General features: G+C 68.1%; 9 protein-coding genes and 3 rRNA genes. 1 reads left to right on the forward strand and 11 read right to left on the reverse strand.

Annotated elements, in window-relative coordinates:
• Positions 1 to 237: 237 nt before the first annotated feature.
• The 10 genes from rrf to FHX36_RS20585 form a co-directional block, all read right to left on the reverse strand.
• Positions 238 to 354 (reverse strand): 5S ribosomal RNA (rrf, locus tag FHX36_RS20540).
• 134 nt (positions 355 to 488) lie between these two features.
• A 23S ribosomal RNA gene (locus FHX36_RS20545) occupies positions 489 to 3,610 on the reverse strand.
• A 547-nt stretch (positions 3,611 to 4,157) separates the two neighbouring features.
• Positions 4,158 to 5,678: ribosomal RNA gene (locus tag FHX36_RS20550) — 16S ribosomal RNA — on the reverse strand.
• Together the 16S, 23S and 5S rRNA genes form the textbook arrangement of a ribosomal RNA operon.
• Before the next feature lie 476 nt (positions 5,679 to 6,154).
• Positions 6,155 to 6,970 (reverse strand): 4-hydroxy-tetrahydrodipicolinate reductase, encoded by an 816-nt coding sequence (gene dapB, locus FHX36_RS20555; protein ID WP_220035977.1) that lies wholly within the window; start codon positions 6,968 to 6,970, stop codon positions 6,155 to 6,157.
• Between the two features lie 58 nt (positions 6,971 to 7,028).
• Positions 7,029 to 7,397, reverse strand: coding sequence for a VanZ family protein (locus FHX36_RS20560; RefSeq protein ID WP_110552752.1), 369 nt, complete (start codon positions 7,395 to 7,397; stop codon positions 7,029 to 7,031).
• A gap of 3 nt (positions 7,398 to 7,400) precedes the next feature.
• Entirely contained in the window at positions 7,401 to 8,777 is a 1,377-nt protein-coding gene (locus tag FHX36_RS20565) for a M16 family metallopeptidase (RefSeq protein WP_181428814.1), read from the reverse strand.
• Entirely contained in the window at positions 8,774 to 11,035 is a 2,262-nt protein-coding gene (locus FHX36_RS20570; RefSeq protein ID WP_110552751.1) for a polyribonucleotide nucleotidyltransferase, read from the reverse strand. Before FHX36_RS20570 ends, FHX36_RS20565 begins: the two co-directional genes overlap by 4 nt.
• A 259-nt stretch (positions 11,036 to 11,294) precedes the next feature.
• Entirely contained in the window at positions 11,295 to 11,564 is a 270-nt protein-coding gene (gene rpsO, locus FHX36_RS20575; protein ID WP_110552750.1) for a 30S ribosomal protein S15, read from the reverse strand.
• Between the two features lie 125 nt (positions 11,565 to 11,689).
• Positions 11,690 to 12,679 (reverse strand): bifunctional riboflavin kinase/FAD synthetase, encoded by a 990-nt coding sequence (locus FHX36_RS20580; RefSeq protein WP_110552749.1) that lies wholly within the window; start codon positions 12,677 to 12,679, stop codon positions 11,690 to 11,692.
• Positions 12,680 to 12,711: 32 nt separating this feature from the next.
• Entirely contained in the window at positions 12,712 to 13,860 is a 1,149-nt protein-coding gene (locus tag FHX36_RS20585) for a branched-chain amino acid aminotransferase (RefSeq protein ID WP_181428813.1), read from the reverse strand.
• A 185-nt stretch (positions 13,861 to 14,045) separates the two neighbouring features.
• On the opposite strand from FHX36_RS20585, the gene FHX36_RS20590 reads away from it, so the two are divergent.
• Positions 14,046 to 15,050 carry an alpha/beta fold hydrolase gene (locus FHX36_RS20590; protein WP_110552748.1) on the forward strand — a complete coding sequence of 335 codons (1,005 nt, stop codon included), beginning with the start codon at positions 14,046 to 14,048 and terminating at the stop codon, positions 15,048 to 15,050.
• On the opposite strand, the gene FHX36_RS20595 is transcribed toward FHX36_RS20590, so the two are convergent.
• Positions 15,011 to 15,337, reverse strand: coding sequence for an antibiotic biosynthesis monooxygenase family protein (locus FHX36_RS20595; protein WP_110552747.1), 327 nt, complete (start codon positions 15,335 to 15,337; stop codon positions 15,011 to 15,013). The genes FHX36_RS20590 and FHX36_RS20595 overlap by 40 nt on opposite strands.
• Positions 15,338 to 15,378 lie beyond the last annotated feature (41 nt).

Consider the following 15,378-nt stretch of genomic DNA (forward strand, 5'->3'; position numbering starts at 1 on the left):
ACGACCACCTGCTCGCGCAGCCATGGGGCTGGCCGCGGCCACGGCGGCCCAGGACCAGCTCTCGGCGTCGGAAGCTGATCGGCGGCGCCGGCTTTCGGCGCGGAGAGCTGGTCGGCGGTGTTGGCTTTCGGCGCGGAAAGCTGGTCGGCGGTGCTGGCTTTCGGCGCGGGAAGTGAAAGCCCGGGAATGCAGAAACGGGGCCACAGCAGATGCTGTGACCCCGTTCCTGGGAGTTATGTCCGGCGGCGTCCTACTCTCCCACCCAGTCCCCCGGGCAGTACCATCGGCGCTGAAAGGCTTAGCTTCCGGGTTCGGAATGAGACCGGGCGTTTCCCTTTCGCCATGACCGCCGTAACACTGTGAACTTGTCCCCCACCCCCGCACCCGACACCACACAGACCATGGGTCTGGTGGTGATCGGAGGGGATGGGTTCCGTACGTTCAGAACCACACAGTGGACGCGAGACAAACACATAGCTGGATGATGTGTGGTCAAGCCCTCGGCCTATTAGTACCGGTCAGCTCCACGCATTGCTGCGCTTCCACCTCCGGCCTATCAACCCGCTGGTCTGGGCGGGGGCCTTACCCGGTTGACCCGGTGAGAGACCTCATCTTGAAGCGAGCTTCCCGCTTAGATGCTTTCAGCGGTTATCCCTGCCGAACGTAGCCAACCAGCAGTGCTCCTGGCGGAACAACTGGCACACCAGAGGTTCGTCCGTCCCGGTCCTCTCGTACTAGGGACAGCTCTTCTCAAGTCTCTTACGCGCGCGGCGGATAGGGACCGAACTGTCTCACGACGTTCTAAACCCAGCTCGCGTACCGCTTTAATGGGCGAACAGCCCAACCCTTGGGACCTACTCCAGCCCCAGGATGCGACGAGCCGACATCGAGGTGCCAAACCATCCCGTCGATATGGACTCTTGGGGAAGATCAGCCTGTTATCCCCGGGGTACCTTTTATCCGTTGAGCGACACCGCTTCCACATGCCGGTGCCGGGTCACTAGTCCCAGCTTTCGCTCCTGCTCGACCCGTCGGTCTCGCAGTCAAGCTCCCTTGTGCACTTGCACTCGACACCTGATTGCCAACCAGGCTGAGGGAACCTTTGGGCGCCTCCGTTACATTTTGGGAGGCAACCGCCCCAGTTAAACTACCCACCTGACACTGTCCCTGATCCGGATCACGGACCGAGGTTAGACATCCAATTCGACCAGAGTGGTATTTCAACGATGACTCCACGAACACTGGCGTGCCCGCTTCACAGTCTCCCACCTATCCTACACAAGCCGAACCGAACACCAATATCAAGCTATAGTGAAGGTCCCGGGGTCTTTCCGTCCTGCCGCGCGTAACGAGCATCTTTACTCGTAGTGCAATTTCGCCGAGCCTGTGGTTGAGACAGCTGAGAAGTCGTTACGCCATTCGTGCAGGTCGGAACTTACCCGACAAGGAATTTCGCTACCTTAGGATGGTTATAGTTACCACCGCCGTTTACTGGCGCTTGAGTTCTGAGCTTCGCCCCGAAGAGCTAACCCGTCCCCTTAACGTTCCAGCACCGGGCAGGCGTCAGTCCGTATACATCGTCTTTCGACTTCGCACGGACCTGTGTTTTTAGTAAACAGTCGCTTCTCACTGGTCTCTGCGGCCACCCACCGCTGCCCACCGCAAGGGTGTTGACAGTGAATGGCCCCCCTTCTCCCGAAGTTACGGGGGCATTTTGCCGAGTTCCTTAACCACAGTTCGCTCGATCGCCTTGGTATTCTCTACCTGACCACCTGAGTTGGTTTGGGGTACGGGCCGCTAAGAACTCGCTAGAGGCTTTTCTCGGCAGCATAGGATCATCCAATTCGCCTCATTCGGCTATGCGTCAGGCCTCACCCTCGTGTCCGACGGATTTACCTATCGGACGGGCCACACCCTTGCACCGGTACTACCACTCACCGGTAGGACTACCTTCCTGCGTCACCCCATCGCTTGCCTACTACCAGTCCAGGTCCCGCGCTCCCCCGGATCAGACCCGAAGGTCAGTCACCGGCTTTGGGCGGTTAGTATCGCTGGGTTCAGCATGGGCGTTCTTTCGCGGGTACGGGAATATCAACCCGTTGTCCATCGACTACGCCTGTCGGCCTCGCCTTAGGTCCCGACTCACCCTGGGCGGATTAGCCTGGCCCAGGAACCCTTGGTCATCCGGCGGGGGAGTTTCTCACTCCCCTTTCGCTACTCATGCCTGCATTCTCACTCGTGTGGCGTCCACGGCTGGATCACTCCGCCGCTTCAATCGCCACACGACGCTCCCCTACCCATCCACACACCTGGCCGCCACCCGAAGGCGACGACGGGTTCATGTGAATGCCACAGCTTCGGCGGTGTGCTTGAGCCCCGCTACATTGTCGGCGCGGAACCACTTGACCAGTGAGCTATTACGCACTCTTTCAAGGGTGGCTGCTTCTAAGCCAACCTCCTGGTTGTCACTGCGATCCCACATCCTTTTCCACTTAGCACACGCTTAGGGGCCTTAGCTGATGATCTGGGCTGTTTCCCTCTCGACTACGAACCTTATCGCCCGCAGTCTCACTGCCACGCTCTCACTTACCGGCATTCGGAGTTTGGTTGACTTCAGTAAGCTTGTGGGCCCCCTAGGCCATCCAGTGCTCTACCTCCGGCAAGAAACGCGTGACGCTGCACCTAAATGCATTTCGGGGAGAACCAGCTATCACCGAGTTTGATTGGCCTTTCACCCCTACCCACAGCTCATCCCCTCCATTTTCAACTGAAGTGGGTTCGGTCCTCCACGCGGTCTTACCCGCGCTTCAACCTGGCCATGGGTAGATCACTCGGCTTCGGGTCTAGAGCACGCGACTGTGCCGCCCTGTTCGGACTCGCTTTCGCTACGGCTACCCCACACGGGTTAACCTCGCCACGTACCGCTAACTCGCAGGCTCATTCTTCAAAAGGCACGCAATCACCCCCACGCACAAGTGCGCATAAGGCTCTCACGGCTTGTAGGCACACGGTTTCAGGTACTATTTCACTCCCCTCCCGGGGTACTTTTCACCTTTCCCTCACGGTACTTGTCCGCTATCGGTCACCAGGGAGTATTTAGGCTTAGCGGGTGGTCCCGCCAGATTCACACCGAATTTCACGGGCTCGGTGCTACTTGGGATACAACTCGGGAGGCCTTGTGTTTTCGTGTACGGGGCTCTCACCCTCTACGGCGACCCCTTCCAGAGGCCTTCCACTAACACAAGACTTTCTGACTCCCTGCACCCTCGGCAGAAGGCACTGAATCGTCCCACGACCCCGACCACACAACGCCTGCCGGCTTGACATGCGATCGGTTTAGCCTCATCCGCTTTCGCTCGCCACTACTCACGGAATCACGGTTGTTTTCTCTTCCTGTGGGTACTGAGATGTTTCACTTCCCCACGTTCCCTCCACACGCCCTATGTGTTCAGGCGCGGGTCACACCACATGACTGGTGCGGGGTTCCCCCATTCGGAAATCCTCGGATCAACGCTCGGTTGACAGCTCCCCGAGGCTTATCGCAGCCTCCTACGTCCTTCATCGGCTCCTGGTGCCCAGGCATCCACCGTGTGCCCTTAACAACTTGACCACACAAACACCCACGCCCACCCACAACACAACGAGCCCAACCACCACCCCCACAAGGAGAGCCAGATGACCGGACCCGGAGACGTTCATGGATCAGCGCAGATATCCAGATACATACCTACAAACTTGCTAGATGCTCGCGTCCACTGTGCAGTTCTCAAAGTACGGAAAGTCACTCCACATCCCCCACCGCCAGACCCCGATGACAACCCTTCCAGGCACACCGGGCGGTACGACGAGCATGAAGCCCTCCGAGAAGAAACACCCACTCCCACCACGCAAGCAGCGGAGGCGGCCCGTTCCCTCAGGACCCAACAGCGTGCCTACGACCAGCCCCCCACCACCACCGCGTTCCACACCCACCCCAGAAGGGCAGGCCGTACTAGCAGCGACACCAGGTCACCAGCCGAACTGGTCAGCGTTCCACCCTCGAGCTCCGTCACGAACACCCGCACCCACCCGAAATTGGGCGAGCATCACGGTCCGTGCACGGCTCTGGACCAACCACCACGAGGAACCCCGTGCAATGGCCGGCCAGTGCTCCTTAGAAAGGAGGTGATCCAGCCGCACCTTCCGGTACGGCTACCTTGTTACGACTTCGTCCCAATCGCCGATCCCGCCTTCGACGGCTCCCTCCACAAGGGTTGGGCCACCGGCTTCGGGCGTTACCGACTTTCGTGACGTGACGGGCGGTGTGTACAAGGCCCGGGAACGTATTCACCGCAGCGTTGCTGATCTGCGATTACTAGCGACTCCAACTTCATGGGGTCGAGTTGCAGACCCCAATCCGAACTGAGACCGGCTTTTTGGGATTCGCTCCACCTCGCGGTATCGCAGCCCTTTGTACCGGCCATTGTAGCATGTTTGCAGCCCTAGACATAAGGGGCATGATGATTTGACGTCATCCCCACCTTCCTCCGAGTTGACCCCGGCAGTCTCCTATGAGTCCCCACCATAACGTGCTGGCAACATAGGACGAGGGTTGCGCTCGTTGCGGGACTTAACCCAACATCTCACGACACGAGCTGACGACAACCATGCACCACCTGTGCACGACCCGATAAAGGACCTGCCATCTCTGACAGATTTCCGTGCATGTCAAGCCTAGGTAAGGTTCTTCGCGTTGCATCGAATTAAGCAACATGCTCCGCCGCTTGTGCGGGCCCCCGTCAATTCCTTTGAGTTTTAGCCTTGCGGCCGTACTCCCCAGGCGGGGCGCTTAATGCGTTAGCTGCGGCACGGAGACCGTGGAATGGCCCCCACACCTAGCGCCCAACGTTTACGGCGTGGACTACCAGGGTATCTAATCCTGTTCGCTCCCCACGCTTTCGCTCCTCAGCGTCAGTTACTGCCCAGAGACCCGCCTTCGCCACCGGTGTTCCTCCTGATATCTGCGCATTTCACCGCTACACCAGGAATTCCAGTCTCCCCTGCAGTACTCTAGTTTGCCCGTATCGACTGCAGGCCCGAGGTTGAGCCTCGGGTTTTCACAGCCGACGTGACAGACCGCCTACGAGCTCTTTACGCCCAATAATTCCGGACAACGCTTGCACCCTACGTATTACCGCGGCTGCTGGCACGTAGTTGGCCGGTGCTTCTTCTGTAGGTACCGTCACTTTCGCTTCGTCCCTACTGAAAGAGGTTTACAACCCGAAGGCCGTCATCCCTCACGCGGCGTCGCTGCGTCAGGCTTTCGCCCATTGCGCAATATTCCCCACTGCTGCCTCCCGTAGGAGTCTGGGCCGTGTCTCAGTCCCAGTGTGGCCGGTCACCCTCTCAGGCCGGCTACCCGTCGTCGCCTTGGTGGGCCGTGACCCCACCAACAAGCTGATAGGCCGCGGGCCCATCCTCAGCCGATGAATCTTTCCACCACCAGACCATGCGGTCAGCGGTCACATCCGGTATTAGCACCAATTTCTTGGAGTTATCCCAGAGCTGAGGGCAGGTTGCCCACGTGTTACTCACCCGTTCGCCGCTAGGGCACCCCCCGAAGGAGGGCCTCGCTCGACTTGCATGTGTTAAGCACGCCGCCAGCGTTCGTCCTGAGCCAGGATCAAACTCTCCGTAGATGATTTGATCACAGGCTGAGACCGAGAGTTGGCACTCTCGTTCAATCAACCAAAGGAACCCAACGACATCCGAAGACGCCGAATGGGGATTTGTTACTTGGCACTGACTTTCGGCACGCTGTTGAGTTCTCAAGGAGCGGACGCGCAGAGAACCAGACCCTCTCGGGCCTTCGTCCCTGGCGGCTTGTACTACGTTACGCCGTGCACGGCTCGCTGTCACACCCGGGGGTCTGACCTCGCGGCTCCCCGGCCCTTGCGGGCCCGGTCTCGCTCGGCGCAAAGAAGAAGTTACGCGGCCCTCCGCGGCTCGTCAAACCCGGGGGGTGCCTGCCGCCCTCGATCAAGGGCCTGGAGGCGGCTCGAGGGCGAGAAACCGCAGGTCGCGCACCGCCGCGGCCTTCGGATCTGCGAGCCAGGTCACGTGTCCGGGAAGCGACGAGGCGTCCCGCGAGCCCCACGAGTCACACCCGCACCGCTCAGAGCCCCAGCAGCGACTCGATCCCCACGGTCAACCCCGGCCGGGCCCCGATCTCGCGGACGGCGAGCAGGACCCCGGGCATGAAGGACGCGCGGTCGTAGGAGTCGTGCCGCACCGTCAACGTCTCCCCCGCTGCGCCCATCAGGACCTCCTGGTGGGCGACCAGCCCGGACAGCCGGACGGCGTGCACCGGGATGCCCTCCACGTCGGCCCCTCGGGCTCCGGGCAGCGAGTCCGCCTCCCGGGTGGCGTCGGGGGCCGCGGGCACGCCGGCCGCCCGGCGCGCGGCCGCCACCAGACGCGCGGTGCGGGCGGCCGTCCCCGACGGGGCGTCCACCTTGCCCGGGTGGTGCAGCTCGACGATCTCCACCGAGGGGAAGAACCGGGCCGCCTCCTGGGCGAACCGCATGAGCAGCACGGCGCCGATCCCGAAGTTCGGCGCGATGAGCACGCCGACGTCCGGCTTGGGGCGCAGCCACTCGGCGATGGTCGCCAGCCGCTGCTCGTCGAAGCCCGTCGTCCCCACGACGCAGTGGATGTTCTGGTCGATGCAGAACCGGATGTTCTCCATGACCGAGTCGGGCCGGGTGAAGTCGACGACGACCTGCGCGCCGGCGTCGGCGACGTTGAACAGCCAGTCGCGCTCGTCGACCATCGCGACGAGCTCCATGTCCTCGGCCTCGTCGACGGCCCGGCACACCTCGGTGCCCATCCGACCGCGGGCGCCGAGCACCCCGACCGAGATCAGCGGGGCCTCACCCGGGGTGGCGGGGGTGGGAGCGGCGGGGGCGTCGGTGTCCGGCGGAGTCGTCACCCCGCGATGCTCACCAACCGGAGGGCGCGACGCAAGGCGGCCACCCCGTGAGCGCGGCTCAGCCGCGGAGCCGACCGGCCCGCGCGGCGAGCGACCGCCAGACCAGCAGGCCGACCACCACCCCCGCGGAGTCGGCGACCAGGTCACCGACCGAGGCGTCCCGGTCGACCAGGTCGGTGCCCTGCAGCAGCTCGCTGCCGGCGGCGTAGAGGACGAGCAGGCCGGAGAGCACACCCGCGCGGACCCCCGCCCACCGACCGGTGACCGCCAGGACGGCGAACAGCGCGAAGTGGACCACCTTGTCGATCCCCGCCGGCCCGGACGGCACGTCGGAGGGCGGGGCGAACAGCACCGCCAGCGACACGAGCACGGCGACGGCGAAGGCCCCGCGGGCCAGTGCGCCGTGCTCCCGGAGCGTCGAGCCCACGGCTCAGGCGAGCAGCTTGTCGAGGTCGCGGTCCCGGTAGGGCCCGACCACGGCCAGGCACATCCGGCGGCTGAGCAGGTCGGCGGCGACCGCCCGCACCTGGCCCTCGTCGACGGCGTCCAGCCGCGCCAGCACCTCGCGCACCGGCAGGTACTCCCCGTAGGAGAGCTCGCTCTTGCCCAGCCGGCTCATCCGGGAACCGGTGTCCTCGAGCCCCAGCACCAGACCGCCCTTGAGCTGGCCGCGCCCACGCGCGACCTCCTCGGCGGTCAGGCCGTCGGCCGCGACGGCGGCGAGCTCGTCGCGCACCAGCCGGAGGACCTCGGGCACCCGCTTGGGCGAGCACCCGGCGTAGACCGAGAAGCTGCCGGTGCCGGCGTAGTGGGTCAGCGACGACCCGACGCTGTAGACCAGGCCGCGCTTCTCCCGGACCTCCTGGAACAACCGCGAGCTCATCCCCCCGCCGACCGCGGCGTCCAGCACCGCGGCGGCGTAGCGGCGCTCGTCGAGCCGCCCCATCCCCAGGCTGCCGAGCAGCAGGTGGGTCTGCTCGGTGCGCCGGTGGATCAGCCCGGTGGGCCGGGCCGGCTCGGTGAGGACGACGTCCTCGCCCAGCCGCAGCGGGTCCGGGCGCGCGCTGCCGGACAGCCGGTCGCCGAAGGCCGCCGTCACCAGCTCGAGCACCTGCTGGTGGTCGACCCGGCCGGCGGCCGAGACGACGATGGAGGGAACGGCGTAGCGCTCGCGGTACCAGCCGTCGACGTCGTCCCGGGTGAGGGCCTCGATCGACTCCACCGTGCCGAGCACCGAGCGGCCGAGCGGGGTGTCCCCGAACAGCGTCTCGGCGTAGAGGTCGTGCACCGCGTCGGAGGGCTCGTCGTCGCGCATGGCGATCTCCTCGAGCACCACCGTGCGCTCGGACTCCAGGTCCGGGGCGGTGTTGAGCGCGTCGGTGACCAGGTCACCGAGGAGCGTCACCGCCAGCGGGAGGTCGCTGGCGAGCACGTTCGCGTAGTAGCAGGTGTGCTCCTTGGCGGTGAAGGCGTTCATCTCACCGCCGACGGCGTCCATCGCCGTGGCGATCTCCAGCGCCGTGCGGCTCCGCGTCCCCTTGAACAGCAGGTGCTCGAGGAAGTGCGAGGAGCCGCCGACCGCCGGACTCTCGTCCCGGGAGCCGACGCCGACCCAGATGCCCAGGGTCGCCGAGAGCACCCCGGGCATCGTCTCGGTGAGCACCCGCAGACCGCCGGGCAGCTCGGTGCGCTCGACCCGGCCGCCGAACTCGTCGACGTCGAGCACCTCGGTGGTACCGACCGGGGCCGGGACGGACGCCGCAGCGCCCGCCCCGGCCCCGGTCAGGTGGTCGGCAGCCGTGGTCACGCCTCCGCGGGAGCGTCGGCCTCGGCGGGGGCCGAGTCACCGGCAGCGGCGGCGTCGCCCTCGGCGACCGGCACCAGGCTGATCTTGCCGCGGGCGTCGATGTCGGTGATCTCCACCTGCAGCTTGTCACCGACGTTGGCGACGTCCTCGACCTTGGCGATCCGCTTCCCGCCACCGAGCTTGCTGATGTGCACCAGGCCGTCGCGACCCGGCAGCAGCGAGACGAACGCACCGAAGGCGGTCGTCTTCACCACGGTGCCGAGGAACCGCTCGCCGACCTTGGGCAGCGTCGGGTTGGCGATCGCGTTGATCCGGTCCACGGCGGCCTGCGCCGAGGGGCCGTCGGAGGCGCCGACGTAGATCGTGCCGTCGTCCTCGATGGTGATGTCGGCGCCGGTCTCGTCCTGGATGGCGTTGATCATCTGGCCCTTGGGGCCGATGACCGCGCCGATCTTGTCGACCGGGATGCGCACCGTGGTCACCCGCGGGGCGAACGGGCTCATCTCGTCGGGGCCGTCGATCGCCTCGAGCATGACGTCGAGGATGTGCAGCCGGGCCGCGCGGGCCTGGGTCAGCGCACCGGCGAGGACGTCGGAGGGGATGCCGTCGAGCTTCGTGTCCAGCTGGAGGGCCGTGACGAAGTCCTTGGTGCCGGCGACCTTGAAGTCCATGTCACCGAAGGCGTCCTCGGCACCGAGGATGTCGGTCAGCGCGACGTACTCGGTCTTGCCGTCGACCTCGTCGGAGACCAGGCCCATGGCGATGCCGGCGACCGGCGCCTTCAGCGGCACACCGGCGTTGAGCAGGGCCAGCGTCGAGGCGCAGACCGAGCCCATCGAGGTGGAGCCGTTGGAGCCGAGGGCCTCGGAGACCTGGCGGATCGCGTAGGGGAACTCCTCGCGGTCCGGCAGCACCGGCAGCAGCGCGCGCTCGGCGAGCGCGCCGTGGCCGATCTCGCGGCGCTTGGGCGAGCCCACGCGACCGGTCTCACCCGTGGAGTACGGCGGGAAGTTGTAGTTGTGCATGTAGCGCTTGCGGGTGATCGGGTTCAGCGTGTCCAGCTGCTGCTCCATGCGGAGCATGTTCAGCGTGGTGACGCCCATGATCTGGGTCTCGCCGCGCTCGAACAGCGCCGAGCCGTGCACCCGCGGGAGCACCTCGACCTCGGCCGACAGCGGCCGGATGTCGGTGAGGCCGCGGCCGTCGATGCGGATCTTGTCGCGCAGGATCCGCTGCCGGACGACCTTCTTGGTGACGGCGCGGAAGGCCCCGGAGATCTCCTTCTCGCGGCCCTCGAACTGGCCGGCCAGCGCGGCCTTGACCTCGTCCTTGAGCGCGTCGGTGGCCTCCTCGCGCTCCTGCTTGCCGGCGATGGCCTGGGCCACGGCGAGCTTGTCGGCGGCCTGGGCCTCGACGGCGGCGTAGACGTCGTCCTGGTAGTCCAGGAAGCGGGGGAAGTGCGCCTCGGGCTTGGCGGCCTTGCCGGCCAGCTCGCTCTGCGCCTGGCACAGCGCCTTGATGAAGGGCTTGGCGGCCTCGAGGCCCTGGGCCACGACCTCCTCGGTCGGGGCGGTGGCCCCACCGGCGATCAGCTCGATGGTCTTCTCGGTGGCCTCGGCCTCGACCATCATGATCGCGACGTCGCCGTCGGGCAGGACCCGGCCGGCCACGACCATGTCGAAGACGGCGTCCTCGAGCTCGGCGTGGGTCGGGAAGCCGACCCACTGGCCGTTGATCAGCGCCACCCGGGTGCCGCCGACCGGGCCGGAGAACGGCAGGCCGGAGAGCTGGGTGGAGGCCGACGCGGCGTTGATCGCGAGCACGTCGTAGACGTGGTCGGGGTCCAGGGACAGGACCGTGATGACGACCTGGACCTCGTTGCGCAGGCCCTTGGCGAAGGTCGGGCGCAGCGGGCGGTCGATCAGCCGGCAGGTGAGGATCGCGTCCTCGGACGGGCGGCCCTCGCGGCGGAAGAACGAGCCGGGGATCTTGCCGATCGCGTACATGCGCTCTTCGACGTCGACCGTCAGCGGGAAGAAGTCGAACTGGTCCTTGGGCTGGCGGCCGGCGGTGGTGGCCGACAGCAGCGTGGTGTCGCCCATCGTGGCGACGACCGAGCCGGCGGCCTGCTTGGCGAGGCGGCCGGTCTCGAAGGTGACGGTGCGGGTGCCGAGGGCCCCGTTGTCGATCACCGCGGTGGCGGTGTGGACGCCGTCCTCGGCGTCGAAGTCGGTGGTGTCTGTGGTGGGTGCGGACATCGTGTCCTCTTCCTACGTCGCATACGGCGACGTCCTCTTCGCGGCGCTGGGCCGGCGGTGTCCGGGGCGACCGGTCTTCGATCGAAGCCCTCGGGGTGTGGCGGGTGCCTGCGGGCAGGTCAGCTGCGTCCCGGGGGCCACTACCGAGGACCGGCCCTTCGCGGGTGTCCGTCGGGCAGTGCGCCGGTGGGCCCGTGCGGCGGGTGCCGCACGAGAGAGGGGACCGTCTCCGGCGTGCCGGAGCGGTCCCCTCGTGGTGCTAGCGGCGCAGGCCGAGCCGCTCGATGAGCGAGCGGTACCGGGTGATGTCGGTCTTGGCCAGGTAGTTCAGCAGCCGCCGGCGGCGGCCGACCAGCAGGAGCAGGCCCCGCCGGCTGTGGTGGTCGTGCTTGTGCATCTTGAGGTGCTCGGTCAGGTCGCTGATCCGTCGGGTCAGCATCGCGACCTGCACCTCGGGGGAACCGGTGTCGTTCTCGACCGTCGCGTACTCGGTCATGATCTGCTTCTTCGTCGCGCTCTCGAGCGCCATGGTGCCTCCAGGGCAGGTCACGTGTGGCCCCCGGTCTGTGTCACGGGGGCAGCATGCACACACGTCGGTCGCCCGACGTACGGCTCCAGGTTACACACGGGGTCCACCGGCTCCCCCGGCTGCACCTAGGAGGACGGCTGGGCCAGGCCCAGGACGGCGCGGGTCCGGGTGACGTCGTCGGCCATCGCGACCAGCAGCTCGGGGACCCCGGAGAAGGTGAGCATCGGGCGCAGCCGCTCGACGAACTCCACCCCGACGTGCTCGCCGTAGAGGTCGCCGTCGAAGTCGAGCAGGAACGCCTCGACGGTGCGCCGGGCCCCGGAGAACGTGGGGTTGCTGCCCACCGAGATCGCCGCGGGGTGGCTGCTGCGGGTGCCGCCGCCGCGGGGGTCGCGGAGCACCAGCCGGCCGGCGTAGACGCCGTCGGCCGGGACGGCGGTGTGCGCCGGGCTCTCCACGTTCGCCGTCGGGTAGCCCAGCTCGCGGCCGCGCTGGTCGCCGCGCACCACGACGCCGTCGACCCGGTGTGGGCGGCCCAGCGCGAGCGCCGCCGAGGCCATGTCACCGGCGGCGACGCAGGCCCGGATGTAGGTGGAGGAGATGGTGACCTCGCCGTCGCCGGACAGGTCGGGGGCCGAGCCGACGCTGGTCAGGTCGACGCCCTCCACGCCGAAGCCGAACCGGCGCCCCTCGGTGGTCAGGGTGTCGACGTTGCCGGCGGCCTTGTGCCCGTAGGTGAAGTTCCGGCCCACCACCACCTGCGCGGCGTAGAGGTGCTCGACCAGCACCGTGTGCGCGAACTCCCCCGGCGAGAGCCGGCTGAACTCCGGGGTGAAGGGGAGCACGCACATCGCGTCGACGCCGAGCTCGGCCACCAGCTCGGCCTTGCGGTCGGCGGCGGTGAGGATCGCCGGGTGCGAGCCGGGTCGCACGACCTCCGACGGGTGCGGGTCGAAGGTGAGCAGCAGCGCGGGCCGGCCCAGGGCGCGGGCCCGGGCGACCGCGGTGGAGATCAGGTGCTGGTGCCCGCGGTGGACGCCGTCGTACATGCCGATCGTGACCACCGTGCGGCCGAGGTCCGGCGGGGTCGCCCCCAGTCCACGCCAGCGCAGCACGCCGCCCCTCCCCCGGTGCCCTGGTCGCCGGGTCAGGCGGCGGGCGCGACGCGGTGCAGCCAGCCGTGGCTGTCGGCGACGCGGCCGTGCTGGACGTCGAGCAGGTGCTCCCGCAGCTGCATGGTCAGCGGGCCGGGGACGCCCTCGCCGACGGTGAAGTCGCCGGTGCGGGCCTTCACCGACCCGACGGGGGTGATGACGGCGGCCGTGCCGCAGGCGAAGGTCTCGGTGATCGAGCCGTCGGCCACGCCGGAGCGCCACTCGTCGACGGTGATCTTCCGCTCGGTGACCCGGTGGCCCAGCTCGCGGGCGACGGTGATCAGCGACTCGCGGGTGATGCCGGGCAGCAGCGTGCCGGTGAGCTCGGGGGTGACCAGCTCGGCGTCGGCTCCGGAGCCGAGGACGAAGAACAAGTTCATCCCGCCCATCTCCTCGACGTACCGCTTCTCCGTGGCGTCCAGCCAGACGACCTGGTCGCAGCCGGCGGCGATGGCCTGCTCCTGGGCGAGCAGGCTGGCGGCGTAGTTGCCGGCGCACTTCACGTCGCCGGTGCCGCCCGGGGCGGCCCGGATGTAGTCCTCGGAGAGGTACACCGAGACCGGCTGCACGCCGCGCGGGAAGTAGGCACCGGCGGGGCTGGCGATGACGATGAACAGGTACTCGTGCGCCGGCCGGACGCCGAGGAACGGCTCGACGGCGAGCTGGTAGGGCCGGATGTACAGCGTCTGGTCCGGGCCGGTGGGCACCCAGTCGCGGTCGGCGTCGACCAGGGCGTCGACGGCGGTGAGGAACGCCTCCGCCGGCACCGCGGGCATGGCCAGCCGGGCGGCGCTGCGGGCGAACCGGGCGGCGTTGGACTCGGGCCGGAAGGTGGCCACGCTGCCGTCGGGCTGGGCGTAGGCCTTGAGGCCCTCGAAGATCGACTGCGCGTAGTGCAGCGCCGCGGCGCTGGGGTCCATCTGCAGCGGGGCGTAGGGGGTCAGCCGGGCGTCGACCCAGCCCTCGCCGGTTCGGTAGCGGGCCACGAACATCGAGTCGGTGAAGTACCGGCCGAAGCCCGGGTCCTCCAGCAGCTTCGCGCGCTCGGCGGCGGAGCGGCGCGGCACGTCCTCCACGACCAGCGGCACGCCCTCGGTGAAGAACCGGGAGGAGGTACGGCTGTCGGCGAGCGTGTCGGTCATGGCTCCCACCTGCTGGTGCTCGTGCTGGAGCGGCCCCGGCGGTTGCCCGGCCCGCACCGTCACCCTAGACCGGCGGTGGGACGGGGCGCGGCGGGAGGACCGGGCGCTCACCCGGGCGGATGCGCCCCGGCGACCGGCCGGGCGGCACAGCCGGTCGGCACAGCCCGGCGGCCTAGCCTGCGGGCATGCAGCCCGACGAGAGCGAGCCGGCCGGCCCGGGCACGGAGTGGGCGCCGGTGCGCTGGACCGGGCACGAGGTGCGCACCGAGGTCGTGGTCCTGCACGGGCACCGGGTCTCGGTGCGGATCGGCGGGACGTCGGGGCCGGTGCTCCTGCTGCTGCACGGGCTGCTCGGCTCGGGCGCGAGCTTCGGGCCCGCGCTGGACGAGCTGGCCCGCACCCACCGGGTGCTCGCGCCCGACCTGCTCGGCCACGGGGAGTCCGCCAAGCCCAGCGGCGACTACAGCCTCGGCTCGCTGGCCACCCTGGTCCGGGACCTGCTGGTGGTCCTGGGCGTGGAGTCGGCGACGGTCGTCGGGCACAGCCTGGGCGGCGGGGTGGCGATGCAGCTGGCCTACCAGTTCCCCGCCACCGTCGAGCGCCTCGTGCTCGTCGACTCCGGCGGCCTGGGCCGCACCCTCAGCCCGGCGCTGCGGGCGGTGGCCCTGCCCGGAGCGGAGTGGGTGCTGCCGGCGGTGTTCAACCCCTACGCCGCCCGGGCCGCGGGCCGGTTGCTGCGCCCGCTGCAGCGGATCACCCCGCCGGCGCTGGCCCAGATCGTCGCCGGGTTGGGCACCCTCGCCGACGGCGAGGCGCGGGCGGCGTTCGTGCAGACCGCCCGCTCGGTCATCGACGTCCGGGGGCAGCGGGTCAGCGCCACCGACCGGCTCTACCTGGCCGCCGCGCTGCCGCTGCTGCTGGTCTGGGGCGGCCGGGACCCGGTCATCCCGGTCGCCCACGCCGACGCGCTGCACGAGCAGCTGCCGGGCAGCCGGCTGGTGGTCTTCGAGCGGGCCGGGCACTTCCCCCAGGTCGAGGAGCCCGGCCGGTTCGCCGGCGTCGTCGCCGAGTTCGTGGCGACGACGACGGCGCCGGCCGACCGCGACGCCGCCTGGGCGACCGCGCTGCGGGCCGGGTCGGTGCCCGCGGGTCAGCTGCCCTTGGGCGAGGCGGACTCCACGACCTCGTAGCTCCACAGGTGGTTCTGCGACCGCTCGGCGGCGGGCGCGAGGGTGTCACCGCCGCCCTCGTGGGCCCGGTCGAAGTCCTGACCGGACTGCCAGGCCTGGTAGGCCTCCTCGCTCTCCCAGCGGGTGTACACGAGGTAGGAGTCGGTGCCCTCGACCGGCCGGAGCAGCTCGAACCACTCGAACCCCGGGGTGCTCTCCACCGCCCCGGCGCGACCCTTGAACCGCTCCTCGAAGCGGGCCCACTTGTCCTCCGGCATGGTCACGACGTTGATCTTCACGACGCTCATGCCCGGCATCCTGCCCAACTCGGCGCCGGCCGACACGGCGG

The organism is Modestobacter versicolor, from assembly GCF_014195485.1.
Lineage (GTDB): Bacteria > Actinomycetota > Actinomycetes > Mycobacteriales > Geodermatophilaceae > Modestobacter > Modestobacter versicolor.